The organism is Mycolicibacterium houstonense, from assembly GCF_900078665.2.
Classification (GTDB): domain Bacteria; phylum Actinomycetota; class Actinomycetes; order Mycobacteriales; family Mycobacteriaceae; genus Mycobacterium; species Mycobacterium houstonense.
Genome location: NZ_LT546207.1, coordinates 4662260 through 4677830 on the forward strand (window position 1 = coordinate 4662260; position 15571 = coordinate 4677830).

At 67.7% G+C, this 15571-nt stretch carries 18 protein-coding genes and 1 pseudogene; 9 read left to right on the plus strand and 10 right to left on the minus strand.

Features of this window, described 5'->3' with window-relative positions; all coding sequences use genetic code 11:
* The 4 genes from BN4332_RS23345 to BN4332_RS23360 form a co-directional block, all read left to right on the plus strand.
* The coding region (locus BN4332_RS23345; protein ID WP_220096864.1) for a glycoside hydrolase domain-containing protein at positions 1–336 on the plus strand (336 nt) is incomplete at its 5' end.
* Between the two features lie 30 nt (positions 337–366).
* Positions 367–1119, plus strand: coding sequence for an SCO6745 family protein (locus tag BN4332_RS23350; protein WP_066901877.1), 753 nt, complete (start codon positions 367–369; stop codon positions 1117–1119).
* A 64-nt stretch (positions 1120–1183) separates the two neighbouring features.
* A complete protein-coding gene (locus tag BN4332_RS23355) occupies positions 1184–1663 on the plus strand; it encodes a DUF1772 domain-containing protein (RefSeq protein WP_066901878.1) in 480 nt (159 codons plus the stop codon).
* Between the two features lie 17 nt (positions 1664–1680).
* Positions 1681–2268: a TetR/AcrR family transcriptional regulator gene (locus tag BN4332_RS23360; RefSeq protein ID WP_066901879.1), complete on the plus strand. Its 588-nt coding sequence runs from the start codon at positions 1681–1683 to the stop codon at positions 2266–2268.
* A gap of 42 nt (positions 2269–2310) precedes the next feature.
* Here the strand turns inward: BN4332_RS23360 and BN4332_RS23365 are convergent, their stop codons facing one another.
* Both BN4332_RS23365 and BN4332_RS23370 read right to left on the minus strand, forming a co-directional pair.
* Positions 2311–3339, minus strand: coding sequence for a fused (3R)-hydroxyacyl-ACP dehydratase subunits HadA/HadB (locus BN4332_RS23365; RefSeq protein WP_066901880.1), 1029 nt, complete (start codon positions 3337–3339; stop codon positions 2311–2313).
* Positions 3340–3429: 90 nt separating this feature from the next.
* A pseudogene (locus BN4332_RS23370) lies at positions 3430–3991 on the minus strand (PadR family transcriptional regulator).
* Positions 3992–4086: 95 nt separating this feature from the next.
* Here BN4332_RS23370 and BN4332_RS23375 point away from each other — a divergent pair.
* Positions 4087–4503 (plus strand): nuclear transport factor 2 family protein, encoded by a 417-nt coding sequence (locus BN4332_RS23375; protein ID WP_066901917.1) that lies wholly within the window; start codon positions 4087–4089, stop codon positions 4501–4503.
* A 12-nt stretch (positions 4504–4515) separates the two neighbouring features.
* Here BN4332_RS23375 and BN4332_RS23380 read toward each other — a convergent pair whose 3' ends face one another.
* Together BN4332_RS23380 and BN4332_RS23385 are read right to left on the minus strand one after the other, a co-directional pair.
* Complete coding sequence (locus BN4332_RS23380; RefSeq protein ID WP_066901881.1) at positions 4516–6105, minus strand: hypothetical protein; 1590 nt, start codon at positions 6103–6105, stop codon at positions 4516–4518.
* Positions 6106–6441: 336 nt separating this feature from the next.
* On the minus strand, positions 6442–7704 hold the full coding sequence (locus tag BN4332_RS23385) for an NADH:flavin oxidoreductase/NADH oxidase family protein (RefSeq protein WP_066901882.1): 1263 nt from the start codon (positions 7702–7704) through the stop codon (positions 6442–6444).
* Between the two features lie 60 nt (positions 7705–7764).
* Between BN4332_RS23385 and BN4332_RS23390 the strand changes: the two genes are divergently transcribed.
* Complete coding sequence (locus tag BN4332_RS23390; protein WP_066901883.1) at positions 7765–8688, plus strand: carbon-nitrogen hydrolase family protein; 924 nt, start codon at positions 7765–7767, stop codon at positions 8686–8688.
* A gap of 9 nt (positions 8689–8697) precedes the next feature.
* On the opposite strand, the gene BN4332_RS23395 is transcribed toward BN4332_RS23390, so the two are convergent.
* A complete protein-coding gene (locus BN4332_RS23395) occupies positions 8698–9267 on the minus strand; it encodes a TetR/AcrR family transcriptional regulator (protein WP_200820339.1) in 570 nt (189 codons plus the stop codon).
* 93 nt (positions 9268–9360) lie between these two features.
* Between BN4332_RS23395 and BN4332_RS23400 the strand changes: the two genes are divergently transcribed.
* From BN4332_RS23400 to BN4332_RS23410, 3 genes are read left to right on the plus strand one after another with little or no spacing between them, the layout of a single operon-like run.
* Positions 9361–9741 carry a nuclear transport factor 2 family protein gene (locus BN4332_RS23400; protein WP_066901885.1) on the plus strand — a complete coding sequence of 127 codons (381 nt, stop codon included), beginning with the start codon at positions 9361–9363 and terminating at the stop codon, positions 9739–9741.
* Between the two features lie 50 nt (positions 9742–9791).
* On the plus strand, positions 9792–10130 hold the full coding sequence (locus BN4332_RS23405; protein ID WP_066901918.1) for an ArsR/SmtB family transcription factor: 339 nt from the start codon (positions 9792–9794) through the stop codon (positions 10128–10130).
* Between the two features lie 3 nt (positions 10131–10133).
* Positions 10134–10619 (plus strand): SRPBCC family protein, encoded by a 486-nt coding sequence (locus BN4332_RS23410; RefSeq protein ID WP_066901886.1) that lies wholly within the window; start codon positions 10134–10136, stop codon positions 10617–10619.
* Positions 10620–10646: 27 nt separating this feature from the next.
* Here BN4332_RS23410 and BN4332_RS23415 read toward each other — a convergent pair whose 3' ends face one another.
* Genes BN4332_RS23415 through BN4332_RS23435 form a run of 5 tightly spaced genes read right to left on the minus strand, consistent with a single transcriptional unit; the run spans position 10647 to position 15478 of the window.
* Positions 10647–11432 (minus strand): MHYT domain-containing protein, encoded by a 786-nt coding sequence (locus BN4332_RS23415; protein ID WP_066901887.1) that lies wholly within the window; start codon positions 11430–11432, stop codon positions 10647–10649.
* A gap of 36 nt (positions 11433–11468) precedes the next feature.
* Positions 11469–12053: a GTP-binding protein gene (locus tag BN4332_RS23420; protein WP_066901888.1), complete on the minus strand. Its 585-nt coding sequence runs from the start codon at positions 12051–12053 to the stop codon at positions 11469–11471.
* Positions 12034–12396, minus strand: coding sequence for a DUF742 domain-containing protein (locus BN4332_RS23425; RefSeq protein WP_066901889.1), 363 nt, complete (start codon positions 12394–12396; stop codon positions 12034–12036). Before BN4332_RS23425 ends, BN4332_RS23420 begins: the two co-directional genes overlap by 20 nt.
* Before the next feature lie 8 nt (positions 12397–12404).
* On the minus strand, positions 12405–12851 hold the full coding sequence (locus tag BN4332_RS23430) for a roadblock/LC7 domain-containing protein (protein WP_235654180.1): 447 nt from the start codon (positions 12849–12851) through the stop codon (positions 12405–12407).
* On the minus strand, positions 12848–15478 hold the full coding sequence (locus BN4332_RS23435) for an ATP-binding protein (protein ID WP_066901890.1): 2631 nt from the start codon (positions 15476–15478) through the stop codon (positions 12848–12850). The genes BN4332_RS23430 and BN4332_RS23435 overlap by 4 nt, the downstream gene beginning before the upstream one ends.
* Positions 15479–15571 lie beyond the last annotated feature (93 nt).

Here is a 15571-nt window from a genome sequence, read left to right on the forward strand (position 1 = left end):
GAGGACATCGATGCCACCACATGGAAAACACTGGCGGTGCAGTGGTTTCGGGGAATCAACTCCGCGCTGGGGGTGGCCCGTACCGGCATCTACGGCGGCCGCAGGCAGTGCGGTTGGGCGATTGCCGACGGCGTCGTCGGATCGTCGTCCAGTCCCGGCTACCGCTGGGCCTGGCAGACCAAGGCGTGGTCACGGGGCGAGCGTGAGCCGGCGGCCGTGTTGTTTCAGCGGGAGGTCGTCACCGCATCCGATCCCGGGTTCGTGATCGACGGCGTCCACGTCGACGTAAATGATGTTCTCGCAGCCGATTTCGGCCAGTGGGAGCTTTCCCGATGAACCAGGTAACCCGACCGTAGGAGCCGATCCATGAGCAATCCCGAAGCCACACGCGCCGTTGCCGCCACCGGTGCGGCCATGGAGCAGGCGGTGGCCACATTCATGCTGCACCCGGAGACTTTCGGGCAGAGCGTCGCGGCCGGGTATCAGAACCCGTTGGCGCACTACGTCGCCGGCCGCGGCGGGGTATTGGGTGAGGCCACCGGCGCCACGGTCAGCGCGGTCTTCGCCGTGTTCGAGCCGACGGGGCTCGCGGCGATGTGGGACGAGGGTGTCGCAGTGCGCGGTGCCGCCGGTGCGGCGCAACTGTATTGGGAGCAGGCGGCGGATTTCGGGCGCAAATACCTCGCCGGCGCGCAGGGCCTCGATCGGATTGCTGCTCTGGGAGAGAAGCTGATCGCCGCGACGCCGGTAGCCGGGTTGCCGCTGTTCGCCGGCTGGCGTGCGATGCCGTTGGCCGACGATGCGGCCGCACGCGCGTTCCAGGTGATGTTCGTGCTCCGGGAACTGCGTGCCGGTGTGCACTTCAATGCGCTCACGATCTCCGGCATCGCCCCGGTCGAGGCGCACATGCTCAACAAGGGGCCGCAGTACACCGCGATGTTCGGGTGGCCTGAGCCGTACGCCGACGGTGCGGACAAGAAGGACCGCTACGACGAGATCGAGCTGGCGACCAACCGGCGGATGGCCGAGCTCTTCGCCGCTGCCCTCGAGGAGGGCCAGGTCGAGGACCTCGCGCAGCTGAGCGCCCAAGCGCTGGCGACATTGAAGGCCAACGTCTGAAGCTGCCGACACACCGCCGAGAGGTGTACGTTGTATATATACGGCGTATATCTAGGAGGTTCTCATGACTCCGCTCTCTGTGATCGCGCTGTGTCTGGTCGCGGTCACGTTCGGGTTGTCCCTGGCACACGCGCTGGAGTATCCGGGCAAGGTGCGGTTGGACGAGCCGACGTATCGGTCCGTGCAGGCGATCTACTACCCGGGGTTCACCATCGGTGGCCTGGTCGGCGAGCTCGGTTCGTTGATCTCGGTCGCGCTGCTGCTGGCCATCACCCCGGCCGATTCGCCTCGGTTCGGGTGGACCGCGGCCGCCCTGGGCTTCATGGTGCTGGTGCACCTGACGTACTGGTTCGTCACTCATCCGGTGAACCGCGCTTGGCTGGCGGGCACGCAGGTGTCCGCGGCCGGCCGGAAGTTCTTCGCGACGCACTCGGCCGGTGAGTCAGATTGGCGGCACATGCGCAACGTGTGGGAGATGTCGCACGTGGCCCGCGCAGTGCTGGCCGCACTGAGCTTCCTCGCGCTCACCGTGGCCGCGGTGTAGCAGCGGTGCCGAATCGCATGCCACGCGGGCTTTCCCGCGACAAGATCGTCGCCGTCGGCCTCGAGATGGTCAATCAACGGGGCGCCGACGCGCTCACCATGCGCGGCCTGGCGCAGGCGCTCGGCGTGACGCCGATGGCGATCTACAACCACTTCGACGACAAGGGCGACCTGTTGCGCGCGATCGCAGATCAGGCGATCAGCGGCATGGACTTCGATGGCGGTCATGCCGAGTGGCAGCCTCAGTTGCGGCACTGCTTCACGGCGTTGCGCGATACTTGCCTGCGCAATCCGGCCCTGCCCCGCCTGCTCGAGATCGATGGTGTCGCACCGGCTTCCGCGCTGGCGCCCATGCAGGTGGCGGTGGCCGCACTGGGCCGCGCCGGTCTGAGCGAGATCGACAGCGTGCGGACGTTCTTCCTGCTCGTCGGGTTCACGCTCAGCCAGGTGAGCTATCAGCTGCACGGGCCCATCCCGGATCTGGAGCCGGCGCGGCGCCCGGAGTCGGCGTTGCCCGCCGATTGGGACTTCGACGCCGGCTTCGAGCACGGCCTCACGCTCATCACCGAAGGTGTGATCGCGATGGCCAATCGCGAGAAGCGCTGATGCGCTCGGCGGTTCAGCCGAGCATGCCCGGCCTGCCGGATATCAGCGGAAGCGCATGTTCAGCGTCGCCAGGCCGAAGATCTTCCGGCCGCCGGACTTCGCGCCGACGATGACGACACCGGAGCGGGTTTCCGGATCCAGCGACTTGATCCGGCCGCTGTACTCGATGTCCGTCCCCTCGGCGGGCACGACGGCGGGCTGCGACAGCCGCACCGCGTAGCGGGTGACGGCGCCGGGGTCGCCCGACCAGGCGGAGGCGAACGACGCGCCCAAGCCCATGGTGAGCATTCCGTGGGCGAGCACGTCGGGCTGGCCTGCGAGCTTGGCGATGTTCTCGTCCCAGTGCAGGGGGTTGGCGTCGCCGGCCACACCCGCGTAATTGACCAGGTCACCGCGGGACAGTCGCGTGTGGTGCACCGGCAACTCGTCGCCGACCGCGACGTCGTCGAAGGACGGTGACGCCAGCGTGCGGCTGGCGTCGGCCTGGGCGATCCGGAGGTCGCCTTCGGGACGCAGCGTCTTCACGTATGGCGCACCGGAGTCTTCGGCACCGAGCATGTTGATGCCGTGCATCATCACGCCTGCCACGGCCGGACGGATGGCCGCGTCGACATCCTCGGCGCCCACGCCGACGACGGTCGTGTGCAGGGTGTGCACCACCTCACCGGCGGTATCGGTGAAGGTGTTGGTCACCGTGATCAGGTCTCGGCCGGCGATCCGGCGGACCGATGCCAGCTCGATATCGATGCGAAGCTCATCGCCCTCGACGATCGGGCGGTGTTGCTCGAACACTTCCTCGGTCTGCAGGTACATGTCGTAACCGACGACCACCTGCTCGAACATGCGCTGGTTGCAGGCCATGGCCGGGCCGGATGTGAACGTCAGCGGCGCCACCAGGCCGGAGTAGCCGAGCTTTTGTGCGGCGGCGACATCCCAGTGCGCGGGGTGATAGTCCTGCACGGCGCGGGCGAACTCGCGGATCTTTTCGCGGCCCACCAGGTAGGTGTCGTCCATCTGGTAGTAGTGGCCGACCCGGGATTCGAGCGTCGACGTGTCTGCTGCTGCGGTCATGAATGTGCCTAACGTTTCTGTCGGCTTGTTCGCTGTGGCCGACGAAAGCACATTAACGTCTTGCCGCCGCGGCCATGCGCCAGCCCGGCGCTATGCCGAGAAGCGGCGGGTGGCGCGCCGCTCGAGGGCGGCGAGGGCACGGCCCCCCCCATCGATGTTCTCTTCCTCCAACCGGATGCCCCCCAGCAGGGGCCAGGAGGGNGTCGGCCTCGGCCAGAAATGCCTCTTCGGTTCGTCCGGCCAGCAGATGATCCTGCGCGCGCCGGTAGCGGGCGAGTTTTGCGGTGGCCCAGTCCAGCCGCTCGGCGAGGGCGGCGCGAACCGCTTCGACGTTGCCGGAGTCCACCGCCTGGATCTGGACCAGCAGGTCTTCGCGGATCGCCCCGGGCTTCGGTGGGATCGCGGTGAACTCGAGCAAGGCGGCCCGCCCGTCATCGGTCAGCGAGTACAGCCGCTTGTTCGGCCGGCGATCCTGTTCGACGAGGCGGGCCGTGATGAGCCCGTCGGCCGCCATGCGGTCCAGCTCACGGTAGAGCTGCTGGGGGGTGGCCATCCAGAAGTTCGCCACCGACGCGTCGAACCCTTTGGCCAGGTCATAGCCCGATGCCTCGCCGTCGAGGAGGGTGGCCAGGATCGCGTCGCGCAGCGCCATGCGCCGATGTTAGCAGCGAAGTTAATAATCAAAATGTTGACTATGGAATCGCGCCGCGCCTAGCATCGCCGCTGTCGAAAAAAGTGGAGGTGGACATGCATCCGTTCCGGAAGGCAGTGGAGGCCCGCGACGCGGCCGCGATGGAAGCACTCTTGGCCGATGACGTGGTGTTCACCAGTCCGGTGGCGTTCAAGCCGTATCCGGGCAAGCCGATCACCGCGGCGATCCTGCGGGCGGTACTGCGGGTCTTCGAGGACTTCCGGTACATCCGGGAGATCGCCGACGCCTCGGGACGCGATCATGCGCTGGTCTTCGAGGCGACCGTGGACGGCAAGAAGATCACCGGCTGCGACTTCCTGCACCTCGACGACGACGGCAAGATCGACGACTTCATGGTGATGGTGCGGCCACTGTCGGGCGCGACCGCACTGGCCGAGGCCATGGGCGCCCAGTTCGAGCGGATCAAAGAAGAAGCCGCGGAACAGATTCAGCGAGAGTCCGCTCAAGCGTAGGCGCGACGAGCCCTACGGCTTGATCAGCGTCCCCGCGTCCGACGCCGCCTTCTGCAATTCGGGGATCGTCATGTCGGCGTAGTCGGCGTTGACCGGTCCGGCCGGGTAGCCCAGCCACGGCACCACGCCGGGGTCCGGGGTGACACCCAGGTGGTAGGCCTGAATGCCGGGCAGGTGGTACTGCAGGAAGTTCACCGCGATGTCGACGACGAAGATGGCGGCTCCGATGGGGCCGGTGCTCAACAACGCCGCCGAGTTCATCAGGGGGATCGCGGCGTCGGGATTGCCGATCATCACGATCGAGCCGTAGTGCGGCTTGCTGCCGCCGCCGGGCACGTACGGCATGAACGGCTGCAGCCCGGGCAGGTCGGTGGAGAAGTACGCGGCGGTGTCGCCGTAGGTCAGGATGTTGACGAATCCGGAGTTGGCGCCGTTGCCCGGGACCGTCGTGTTGAGGCCGGGGCTCTCGAATGCGATGCCGCCCAGGCCGGTTTGTTGAGCGACGTAGGACGCCTCCCAACCGCCGAGCGAGTGGCCGGTGAGGAAGATGTCCTCCCGGCGGTAACCCTGCGCGACGGCCGCGGCCTCGACCTCCTGCTGGAACGCCAGGGCATCGGTGAATGCCTGGGGCGTGGTGTCGGTGAAGATCACCTGCATGTCGGTGATCACCTGGGAGACGGCGATCAGCGGATTGTGGAGCAGGTTCGTGCCGCCGGTAGTGCCCTGGTAGGCGATGATGATCTGGCCCTCGGGGGTGACCCACGCCTTGGCGGACATCCCGGTCAGCACGTTCGTCGATTCCATCTGCTTGCCGTCGACCACAAAGGGTTTCAGATCGCCCGGGGTGCCGCCGAAGACGTAGGCCGCGGTCGCGGCGTTGAGGAACTGGGACACCGTCGGGGACTTGCCGGTGGTGGGTCCGTCGTAGACCAGCTTCGGCGGAACCTCTTGCATGGCGGGCGGTTTGGTCAGGCCCAGCCGACCCTCGATCTCGCGGAACGCGGCGAACAACGCGTCGTTGATCGGCGCGAAATTCAGCGGGCCGTCCGGACCGTTGGCCGAGGTGGTGATGTCGAGTACTTCCAGCACCGAGTTGACGATGCGGCCGGGCAGTGCCGCGATCTTCGCGATCGGCGACAACGGCTCGGGCTCGCTCGGAGCGGTGGTGGTGGTCGGGGTCGTGACGGCCGCGGCCTTGGGGGCGACCAGCGTGATCGTCTTCGTCGGAATCGAGGGAGCGGCCGACGCGATCTCGGTGAGGTCGGGCAGCGTTGGCCGCTTCGCTGCCACCGGCGTCAGAGATGGTGCCAGGGCGGAGTCCATCACCGTCGACGGGGTCAGTGCGGCAAGGCGTTTCACCTCGGCGCGCGGTGTGGGCTCGGGGTTGACGGATCGCGGGCCACCGGCACGCAATCCCGGATTGTGCGTGGCTGAGCGGAGGATCTTGCTCAGCCTCTCGGTGGCCGTTTCCGGCTGCGGCGACGCCGAGGCGGGCGGTTCGGCGGGAGATTGGCTGGTCGGGGTTTCGGTGGCCGGCGGGGTGGCCTCGTCGGCGTCAGGGCCGGGGTCGGGCGAGTCCGGAACGGCGGGTTTTGGCGCCAACCGGGGGCGGTTCCCTTTNCCGTTGACGACCCCGAAGTCTGCCCTGAGGTCTGGCCGGACACGGAGCCACCTGAGGTGCCGGAGGAATCCGAGGCGCCGGGCGCCGCCCACGCCACGGCCTGACCGCTCGCGCCGGCCAGGCCGATCCCGATTCCGACCGCGACGACTGCCATCCCGTACCGCATCGGCATGCGTCTGGCGTCTTGCGGGCAGCGTGAACTGTGCACCATTACGGATGTCCCCCTTGATATCCCACGGCGATGTCCGCATCGGCCGGTGACAGGAATGTCAGGGACGGCGCACACACGCCGGGTCAATATATGACAGCGGGCGATGTCATTCGGGGCTTTTGACAGGTTGCCGCGGGCGGGGGATGGCGGCCAGGCCATTGCGCCGCACCGTGGTCATGAGGGTGAACCACCACGGTCGGGCCGGATTGGGCTCAAGGCCATTGGCGATGCGGTGGATCTGGTCGGTGTGCCACTGCACGTCGAGCAGCGCGTCGGCGGCGTGCAGGTCGACGACGCGGCCCAGCAATGCGCGAGCCGCGATACGTGGGGTTCCGGCGGCGGCGTAATGCCCGGTGTCGGCGAGCAGACGTCGCGCGGCTTCCGGGTCGACGCATAGTGGGCGTCCGAGGCCGACGATGTCGCAGGCAACGTCGGCGAGCGCTCGATCCATCGCACTGCGTGACCGGAAGCCGCCGGTGACGGCGAGCGGTACGTTGCCGGCATGCGACCGAACCCGTTCGGCGTAGGTGAGGAAGTAGGCCTCGCGTTCGCGGGTGCTCTGCCGCGCGGTGGATCCCATCATCGCCGGCCGCTCGAATGTGCCGCCGCTGATCTCGATCAGGTCGATCTGCTCGTCGGCCAGCCGCGCGACGACGTGCTCGGATTCGTCCTCGGTGAAGCCGCCGCGTTGAAAGTCGGCCGAGTTCAGCTTGATCGCCACGGGAAACGCGTCGCCGACCGCGGCGCGTACCGCTCGTAGCACCTCGACCGGGAAGCGCATCCGGCGCTCGAGGTCGCCACCCCATTCGTCGTCGCGCCGGTTGACCAACGGGGACAGGAACTGCGAGACGAGATAGCCATGGGCGCCGTGCAACTGCACACCGTCGAACCCGGCGTCCTTGACGACAGCGGCGGCGGTCGCGAAGCGCCGCACCATCGCCTCGATCTCGTCACCGGTCAGCGCGCGCGGGCGTGGTGCACCGGGAATGGCCAGCGGGACTTCGCTGGGCGCGACGGGCCGCGTCCGCCCGGCAAGTGGATTGGCCTGGCGCCCAGGGTGATTGAGCTGCACCCAGATGCGGGTGCCGCCGCTCTTCGCGGCGCTTGCCCAACGGCACAGCTGATCGTGATCGCGATCGTCTTCGATGGCGACATTGCGTGGCTCGGCCAGGTGATGCCGGTCCACCGTCACATTGCCGGTGATGATCAATCCGCATCCGCTGCGTCCCCAGCGGTCGTAGAGGTGTTCCAGCTGCGGTGTCGGAGCGTGTTCACGGTCGCTCAACTGCTCACTGAGCCCGGCTTTCATCAGCCGATTGGCCAGGGTTTGTCCACAGGCCAGGGTCAGCGGCTGATCGACGCGACTCATCGGCCAAGTATTGCATGATTCCTCAGTTTTTGAAGTCGCGTTCAGATATGGTGATCGTTCATGCGGACCCTCGTGGCGGCGATACAACTCGAAGCGGTGGTCGGAGACGTTGCCGCCAACCTTGCGGCGACCGAACGGCTCGCCGACGAGGCCGGCCGCGCGGGGGCGCGGATCATCGCGCTGCCCGAGTTCTTCTCCACGGGCATCGGGTTCGTCGACGGGCTGAAAGACTCGGCGTTGCCGCCCGACGGCGTGGCCACCGAGTTGCTCCACGCCCTGGCCCGTCGACACCGGGCCCTGGTCGGTGGCTCGTTCCTGTGTCGCGATGCCGACGGGCACGTGCGCAACGCATACCTTGCCGTCGGCCCGGACGGTGTCGTCGGGCGGCACGACAAGGATCTACCGACCATGTGGGAGAACGCTTTCTACATCGGCGGCCAGGACGACGGGGTGTTTTCCAACGGCGACCACCACGTCGGGGCCGCGGTCTGCTGGGAGTTGATGCGCACGCAGACGGTTCGCCGGATGCGGTCACGTGTCGACGTCGTCATGACCGGCTCGGGGTGGTGGTCGGTTCCGCAGTGGACTCCGCGCGCCCTGTTCGACCGGTGGGAACGCGATAACTGCGCGACCGCTCGGACCGCAGCGGCGTCGTTCGCGAAATATGTTGGTGCACCGGTGCTTCACGCGGCGCATGCCGGAGAGTTGACGTGCCCGATGCCGTGGTTGCCCGTGGGCTACGAAGGTCATTTCGAGGGATCGACGCTCATCGCCGATGCGAACGGGACGGTCATCGCCGAACGCCGGGCCGATGAGGGCGAAGGCCTCGTCCTGGGTGCGATCGAGATCGGGCGCCGACCACCGTCACTCGAACCGCCGGACCGGTACTGGCTGCATTCTCGCGGCGCGCTCGCGAGCGCAACCTGGCACTACCAACGCTGGCACGGCAGGCGCTGGTACCGGAGTCACGTGGCGAGGGTCTGAGGCGACCTTTCATGCCTGCAGGGCATCCCGAACCAGTCCGCGACCGAGTTCGAGGCAATGCTCAAGCTGGGTGAAGCTGAGGGCGAGATCGTCCTGGCGCAAGGCCAGCGCGATCACGCCGTTCCAGGCGCCCCAGAGGAATTGCATCGTGGTGGGTACGTCGACGTCGCGGATCAGGCCGGCGTCGCGCGCCTCGGCGAGGTCGGCTTCGACGTTGCCGACGATCCGCCGCACGCGGGCCGCGATCCGCCGCTCGGCGTCTTCGAGCGTCCCGCCGCTGGATGGTTCCAGCACGCGCAGTACCACGATCCTGAACTTGTCCGGGTGGTCGAGGAAGAAGCGTAGGTAGCAGTCCCCGGATTGCAGTACCCGATCGAACGGCCCGCTATCCCGGTCGACCCGGGCCATGTACTCCTCGTTGACATCGAGTGCGCGCTCGACGAGCGCAAGGTACAACCCGTCCTTCGACTCGAAATGGAAGTACACGGTTCCGACCGAAACATCGGCCGCCGTGGCGATTTCATCGACAGTCGTCCGGGTCAGGCCTTTCACCGCGAACAGCCGCTCGGCGGCGTCCATGATCGGGCCCGCCGTACGCATCCGGCGACGCTGTGCCCGGTCGCTGAGACTTTTTTCCGCCATACCGAACCGAACGCTACCTGAGGAGGATTTGTGAACGAGTCAACCCGAGCCCTGTTCGAGCGGTACCACGCCGCGTGGACGGCTCATGATCCCGATGCCATCGCGCGTTTGCACAGCGCGGACTCGGTGTTTCACGTGCACGCGGGTCAGGATCCGGCGCGGGGGCCGGATGCGATCCGACAGGCCGCGGCCGGCGTCTTCGCCCTCGTGCCGGACCTTCGCTTCGAACCGGTGTCCCTGCGGGTGGGAGAGGACTACTGGGTGGCGGAGTGGACGATGACCGGAACCACGCCCACGGGTTTCCCGGTCGAGATCGACCTGGTGGACGTCGTGTCGGTCGAGTCGGGTCTGGTCACGAGCAAGCAGTCCTACCTCGACGGTGCTGCCATGCAGGCCGCGATTGACTCTTGACGCCGTTTGGCTCTTGACAACATACAACCAATCGGTTGTACATTTGGTTCGTGACCGAGGACGACGAGGACCGGGCAGATGCCCTGTTCCACGCGCTCGCCGACCGGACCAGGCGTGACATCATGCGTCGGGTCCTGGCGGGGGAGCATTCGGTCTCCGTGCTCGCGGCGAAGTACGACATGAGCTTCGCCGCGGTACAGAAGCACGTCGCCGTGCTGGAAAGGGCCGGTCTGCTGGCCAAGCGACGCGTTGGTCGCGAGCAGCTGGCCAGCGGCGACGTGCAGGCAGTGCGGTCGGTGGCGTCCATGTTGACTGAGCTGGAACAGGTTTGGCGTGGACGCATCGCCCGCATCGACGAACTCATCGCATCCGATCACAAGGAGGACTGAATCATGCCGGTTACCGACGTTCAGCACGATCTCGACAGGCTCACGTTGACCATCACCGCCGATTTCGCCGCGCCGGTGGCGCGCGTCTGGCAGGTCTACGCCGACCCGCGTCAGCTGGAGAAGGTGTGGGGCCCACCGACTTTCCCGGCTACGGTGGTCGACCACAGCCTGGTCCCGGGCGGTCGCGTGACATACTTCATGACCGGCCCGGAGGGCGAGAAGTACGCCGGGTACTGGGAGATCACGGCCGTCGACGAGCCGACGAGCTTCTCCTTCGACGACGGTTTCGCCGACGAGGATTTCAACCCGAACCCCGATATGCCGGTCTCCAAGAACGTCTACACCTTCGCCGAGCACGACGGCGGCACGCGCGCGGTGTACGTCAGCACCTACGCGTCCGCCGAGGCGCTTCAGCAGGTACTGGACATGGGTGTGGTCGAGGGCGCCTCCTCGGCGATCAACCAGATCGACGATCTGCTGGCCGCCTGATCGGCGGTCGGGACCCGGTGCCCGTGGTTACCGATGCCGCCCGGCGGGCGTGGCCACGGCCCGGGACTCGAGTTCGTCGTCTTCGGCGTTGTTGTCACTGGACAGCATCACCGCGGTGATCGGGACGACCAGGGCCAGAAGGCCGATCACGAAGACCGGGAACAGGAACGAGAACACCTCGGGGCCACCGGGAACCGGCAGCGTGTGGTCCACATTCACCCGCACCGCGGCCATTCCGGTGTAGTGCATGCCGGTGACGGCCACACCCATGACGAGGCCCGCGACGAACCGCAGTCCGCGCGACTCGAGCACCTGGGTGAACCACAGCGCCGCGGTGGCCGCCACGACGGCGATCACGAAGGACAGGACGACCAGTATGGTGTCGTAGGAGATCGTGCCCTGCATCTGCACCGCCCACATGCCGGTGTAGTGCATGACCGCGACGGCCAGGCCGGTGATCACGCCGCCGGCCAGCAGCCGGCGCAGATCGAAGGTCCGGCCGATCGTGATCAATCCGACGAACACGGCCGCGATCGCGAGCACCGCCGAGGCGATCGTCCAACCGAGGTGGTAGCGAACCATGCTGTTGGGAATTGCGAAGCCGAGCATCGCGATGAAGTGCATGAGCCAGATCCCGACGCCGCCGATGGCGATCGAGGCCATGAGCAACCAGCGCAGCCGGTCGCGCCCGTCGGTTGCCGTTGCGCCGCAACGGGTACAGGCCAGCCCGACGACCGAGCCGGTCACCGAGACGATGTACGCCAGGAACAGCAGCCAGAGGCCCATGTCGAAGTGGTGTACTTGGTGGTTCATGATGCGTTCCTCTGGGCGGTGAGACTTTCGGGTAGGTCAGATCGCGGTCGTCGGCAGACGATCCAGCGCAAACGAGGTGATCGCGATCAACGCGTTCTTGGCCGATTCACGTTGCCTGGCGTCGACATTGATGATCGGGACGGTGGGGGACACGGACAGTGCCTCGCGAAGTTCCTCGACGGAGTGCGTCGGGGAATCCTCGAACTGGTTGACCGCGATCAGGAAGGGCAGGCTGCGGGCCTCGAAGAAGTCGACGGCCGCGAAGCTGTCCTCGAGCCTGCGGGTGTCGACGAGCACCACCGCGCCGATCGCGCCGTGCACCAGGTCATCCCACATGAACCAGAACCGCCGCTGACCCGGCGTGCCGAACAGGTAGAGCACCAGATCGTCGGCGATCGTGATACGGCCGAAATCCATGGCGACCGTGGTGGTTTCCTTGCCAGGAATGGCGTCGAGGTCGTCGTGGCCCTGCGAGGCGTTGGTGACGAGAGCCTCGGTGCGCAACGGCACGATCTCCGACACGGCGCCGACGAACGTGGTCTTGCCGACGCCGAAGCCGCCCGCGACCACGATCTTCGTCGACGACACCGTGGTGCCGGAGTCAGATTGCGCGTAATCCACTGAGGGTCCTTTCGATCAATCGGCGCCGTTCCGCAACGGTCGAACGGTCGGTCAGGGTGGCGTGCACACGGAGGTGGCCGCTGTCCACCAGATCGCCGACCAGTACCCGGGTTACGCCGATGGGCAGCCCGGCGTAGGCCGAGATCTCGGCGATCGACGGCTTGTCGCTGCACAACCTGACGATGACCGCGGGAATGTCGCCGGGCGCGCAGTCGAGCTCAGCGCCGGATAGCAGTGCCTCGACCGGAGCCTCGATGGGCATGTCGACGCGGGCCCGGGTGCGTCCACCGGTCAGTGTGTACGGCCTGGCCCGGCTGGCCGTGGGCTTCTGGGGTTTGTCCATGCTGAGGGTCATCGAGCTCCACGCGTGGCCCGCGGGGTGGCCTCCACGGTCTTGCCGACCCGGTCGACGAGCAGCGCCATCTCGTAGCCGACCTGGCCGATATCGCACGAGATCGACGCCAGGGTGGCCAGATACGAGCCGTTGCCGACGCCCATCAACAGCAGGAAACCGTCGTCCATCTCGACGATGGACTGGCGCACGTTTCCGGCCTCGAACAGCCGGGCGGCGCCGGTCGACAGGCTGGCCAAGCCGGAGGTGACGGCGGCCAATTGCTCCGCGCGATCCGACGGCAGGTGTGAGTTGGACGCCATCAGCAGGCCGTCGGCCGACACCAGAATCGCATGGGATACACCCGGCACGTCGCGGACGAAGTTCGACACGAACCAGTCGAGGGTTCCTGAGGACGGTGCAGCAGACCCGGCGGGCCGACCTTGGGATTGCGTGCCGGTGTTCATCGATCTCCTTCGATTCGGCGGTGTGCTGCGTCGGTTTCGGCTCTGCCTCTGCGAACGCCGGCCAGCTGCCGGCTGAGGATGTCTCGGATGGCCGCGGGATCGTTGGCCGCGTCGGCTCGGGCGTGCGACCCCGATCTTGCCTCATCGGGCACCAGACGCGCGCCCCGTTCGCGAATCGGCAATCCGGATGCGGTGTGCCGCTTGGGTTCCTGCTCGTCGGCCTTCGCAGCCGCGGCCCAGCTCGCGTCCGCCGCGCTGGCCCAGACCCGGGACCGCGATTCCGGCGCGGTCGGGTCCATCAGCCACTCCGAGGTCATGCGCTCGAAGATCGGCGCGCTCTCGGACTCGATGTCCAGGCGCATGCCTTCGGTGGCCGGAGCCGGCTGGGGTGCGGGTGGTGCCGGTTCGGGTGCGGCGGGTGGTGCCGGTTCGGCCGGCGCGGCGGTCGAGGTCGTGAAGTACGACAGCGGGTTGCCCCGCTGCTGGCGTTCCGGCTCCTCGGTGGGCTGGGCTTTCAGGCCAGTGGCGGCCGGGAAGCCGTTCACCCCGCTGGCGCCGGGGGAGCGTTTCGGCAGCCCGTTCACGGTGGCCTGCGCGGGGGTGCTCATCTCGCGCGAGGGTTCGTCGGGCGACGTCAGCTGCGCGCCGTTGGTGTGGGCCGGCGAGGCACCGTTGAGGCGTTCGCTGCGGTGCGCCCCGCGCCCGGTGCCGGCGGCCCGCGGCCGCGAATCGGTGAATGCGTGCGGATCGTCGAACGTGTCGATCCCGCTCGGGACGATGAGCGTGCCGGGCAGGTGCACGCTGGCCGTCACACCGGGTCGCTCGGTCAGCGCCGACGTGGTGCGCAGCCGCACCGTCACATCGTGACGACGCGCCAGGCGGCCGACCACGAACAGGCCCATTCGCTTGGCGGTCTCGGAGGTGACCTCGCCACCGAGCGCAAGCCGCTCGTTCGCGGTGGCCAGGTCGTCCTTGGACATGCCAAGCCCACGGTCGGCCACCTCCACCAACAGGCCGGCGTCGACCGCGCGGCCGACCGTCACCATCACCGGCGACTCCGGCGGCGAATAGCGCAGCGCGTTGTCGAGCAGTTCGGCGATCAGGTGGCCGATGTCGCCGGCCGCCGAGCCCGCGATCGACACGTCGGCCAGGTGGCCGACCTGCACGCGGCGGTACTCCTCGACCTCGGACATCGCCGCACGCAGCATGTCCGGCAGCGCCACGGGTGCCGACGCTCGGTGACGCTCCACCGTGTCGGCGAGCACCAGCAGGTTGTCGCCGTTGCGGCGCATGCGGGTGGCGAGGTGATCGAGCCGGAACAGGTGATCCAGCCGCACCGGGTCTTCCTCGTCGAGCTCGAGAGTCTCGATCAGGGCCAGCTGCTCTTCCACCAGCGACCGGCTTCGGCGTGACAAGGTTTCGAACATGTCGCCGATCTGCAGGCGGACACCGTGCTCGCCGGCCAGCCGGACGGCCTGGGCGTGGATGTCGTCGATCGCGCGCGCGAGCTGGCCCACCTCTTCCTTGGTGCGCACCGGCAGCGCGGTGATGTCCGGAACACCGCCGCCCTTACTGAGTCGCTCGATCTCCTCGGGCAGCTCGACCTGCGCGACGTGCAGGGCCCCGCGGCGCAGCCGGCCGATAGACCGGATCAGCGAGCGGCCGACGGCCAGGGCGAACACCAGGGCGGCGAGCACCGCACCGAGGATGATCGCGGTGTCGCGCAGCGCGTCGGACCGCAGCGCGTTGGCTCGCTGATGCAGCGTGCCGTCGAGGTCGGATGCCAGTCGTTCGGTCATCGCCCGGTACTGCTCGACACTTGCCTGCATCGCGCCGCTGAACGCCGGTGCGTGCACGCCCTCGCTGAGGGGTTGGGTATAGGTGTCGCGACGGACGTCCGATTCCTTGCGCAACGCCGTGGACTCATCCGTCGGGGTCGGCTGGCCGAGCCGGTCGATCGCCGCCGCCTCGGCGCCGGCCGCATCCGCGGCCTCGGTGCGCAGTTGGTCCGAATCGACGAAGTCGGGCGCCGCGATCAGGATCCGTTGCGTGGTCAGCGCGCGTTGGGCGGCGAGACCGTTGAGCAGCTGGTCCGCGATCGGGCGCACGGTGCGGTCGTCGACGCTGGCGGTGGTCGCCGCGATCGCCGAGATCACCCCTGTGGCCACGTCCTGCACGCGCTCGGCGATCAACCGTTGCGGGATCGGCCCGGAGTTGATGTCGTCGCGCAGGGTCTTGGCCGTCGAGGTCGCGCCGGTCAGCTGCGCGGCGACGGCGGGATCGAACTCGACCGAGGTGACCAGTGCGGCCAGGGCCGCGGCACTCTCGTCGAACTGGGCGCGGGCTTCCTCGGACGGCGCACCTGAGGCCGCGGCGTATGCCAGGCCGTCGAGCCGGTCGACCAGCTCCACCGCGGGCACCACGATCACGGCGTTGTCCGACGCGACGTTCAGCCGCGACGCGGCGGACAGTTCGTTATAGATCCGGACCGCGCCGAATGTGGCCGCCAGCAGGATCGGCAAGACCAAGGTCGCTGCGACTTTCCAGCGCAGCGGCCAGCCTTCGATCGCGGCCCGAGACACGGTCGGACGCGCATGCTCACCGACGCTCGGATCATGTGCATCCACGGCCGTACCACCCTTCGCCGAGTTAATTGACGTTCAGGCAGGGAGAACTCGGCCACGGGACAGGGTAAATGATAGGTAACAATTCCGCATCGA

Bases quoted from the DNA above. Each gene is read 5' to 3' on its own strand.
- BN4332_RS23350 (WP_066901877.1), top strand. From the start codon at position 367: ATGAGCAATCCCGAAGCCACACGCGCCGTTGCCGCCACCGGTGCGGCC.
- BN4332_RS23355 (WP_066901878.1), top strand. From the start codon at position 1,184: ATGACTCCGCTCTCTGTGATCGCGCTGTGTCTGGTCGCGGTCACGTTC.
- BN4332_RS23360 (WP_066901879.1), top strand. From the start codon at position 1,681: ATGCCACGCGGGCTTTCCCGCGACAAGATCGTCGCCGTCGGCCTCGAG.
- BN4332_RS23365 (WP_066901880.1), bottom strand. From the start codon at position 3,339: ATGACCGCAGCAGCAGACACGTCGACGCTCGAATCCCGGGTCGGCCAC.
- BN4332_RS23375 (WP_066901917.1), top strand. From the start codon at position 4,087: ATGCATCCGTTCCGGAAGGCAGTGGAGGCCCGCGACGCGGCCGCGATG.
- BN4332_RS23385 (WP_066901882.1), bottom strand. From the start codon at position 7,704: ATGAGTCGCGTCGATCAGCCGCTGACCCTGGCCTGTGGACAAACCCTG.
- BN4332_RS23390 (WP_066901883.1), top strand. From the start codon at position 7,765: ATGCGGACCCTCGTGGCGGCGATACAACTCGAAGCGGTGGTCGGAGAC.
- BN4332_RS23395 (WP_200820339.1), bottom strand. From the start codon at position 9,267: ATGGACGCCGCCGAGCGGCTGTTCGCGGTGAAAGGCCTGACCCGGACG.
- BN4332_RS23410 (WP_066901886.1), top strand. From the start codon at position 10,134: ATGCCGGTTACCGACGTTCAGCACGATCTCGACAGGCTCACGTTGACC.
- BN4332_RS23415 (WP_066901887.1), bottom strand. From the start codon at position 11,432: ATGAACCACCAAGTACACCACTTCGACATGGGCCTCTGGCTGCTGTTC.
- BN4332_RS23425 (WP_066901889.1), bottom strand. From the start codon at position 12,396: ATGGACAAACCCCAGAAGCCCACGGCCAGCCGGGCCAGGCCGTACACA.
- BN4332_RS23430 (WP_235654180.1), bottom strand. From the start codon at position 12,851: ATGAACACCGGCACGCAATCCCAAGGTCGGCCCGCCGGGTCTGCTGCA.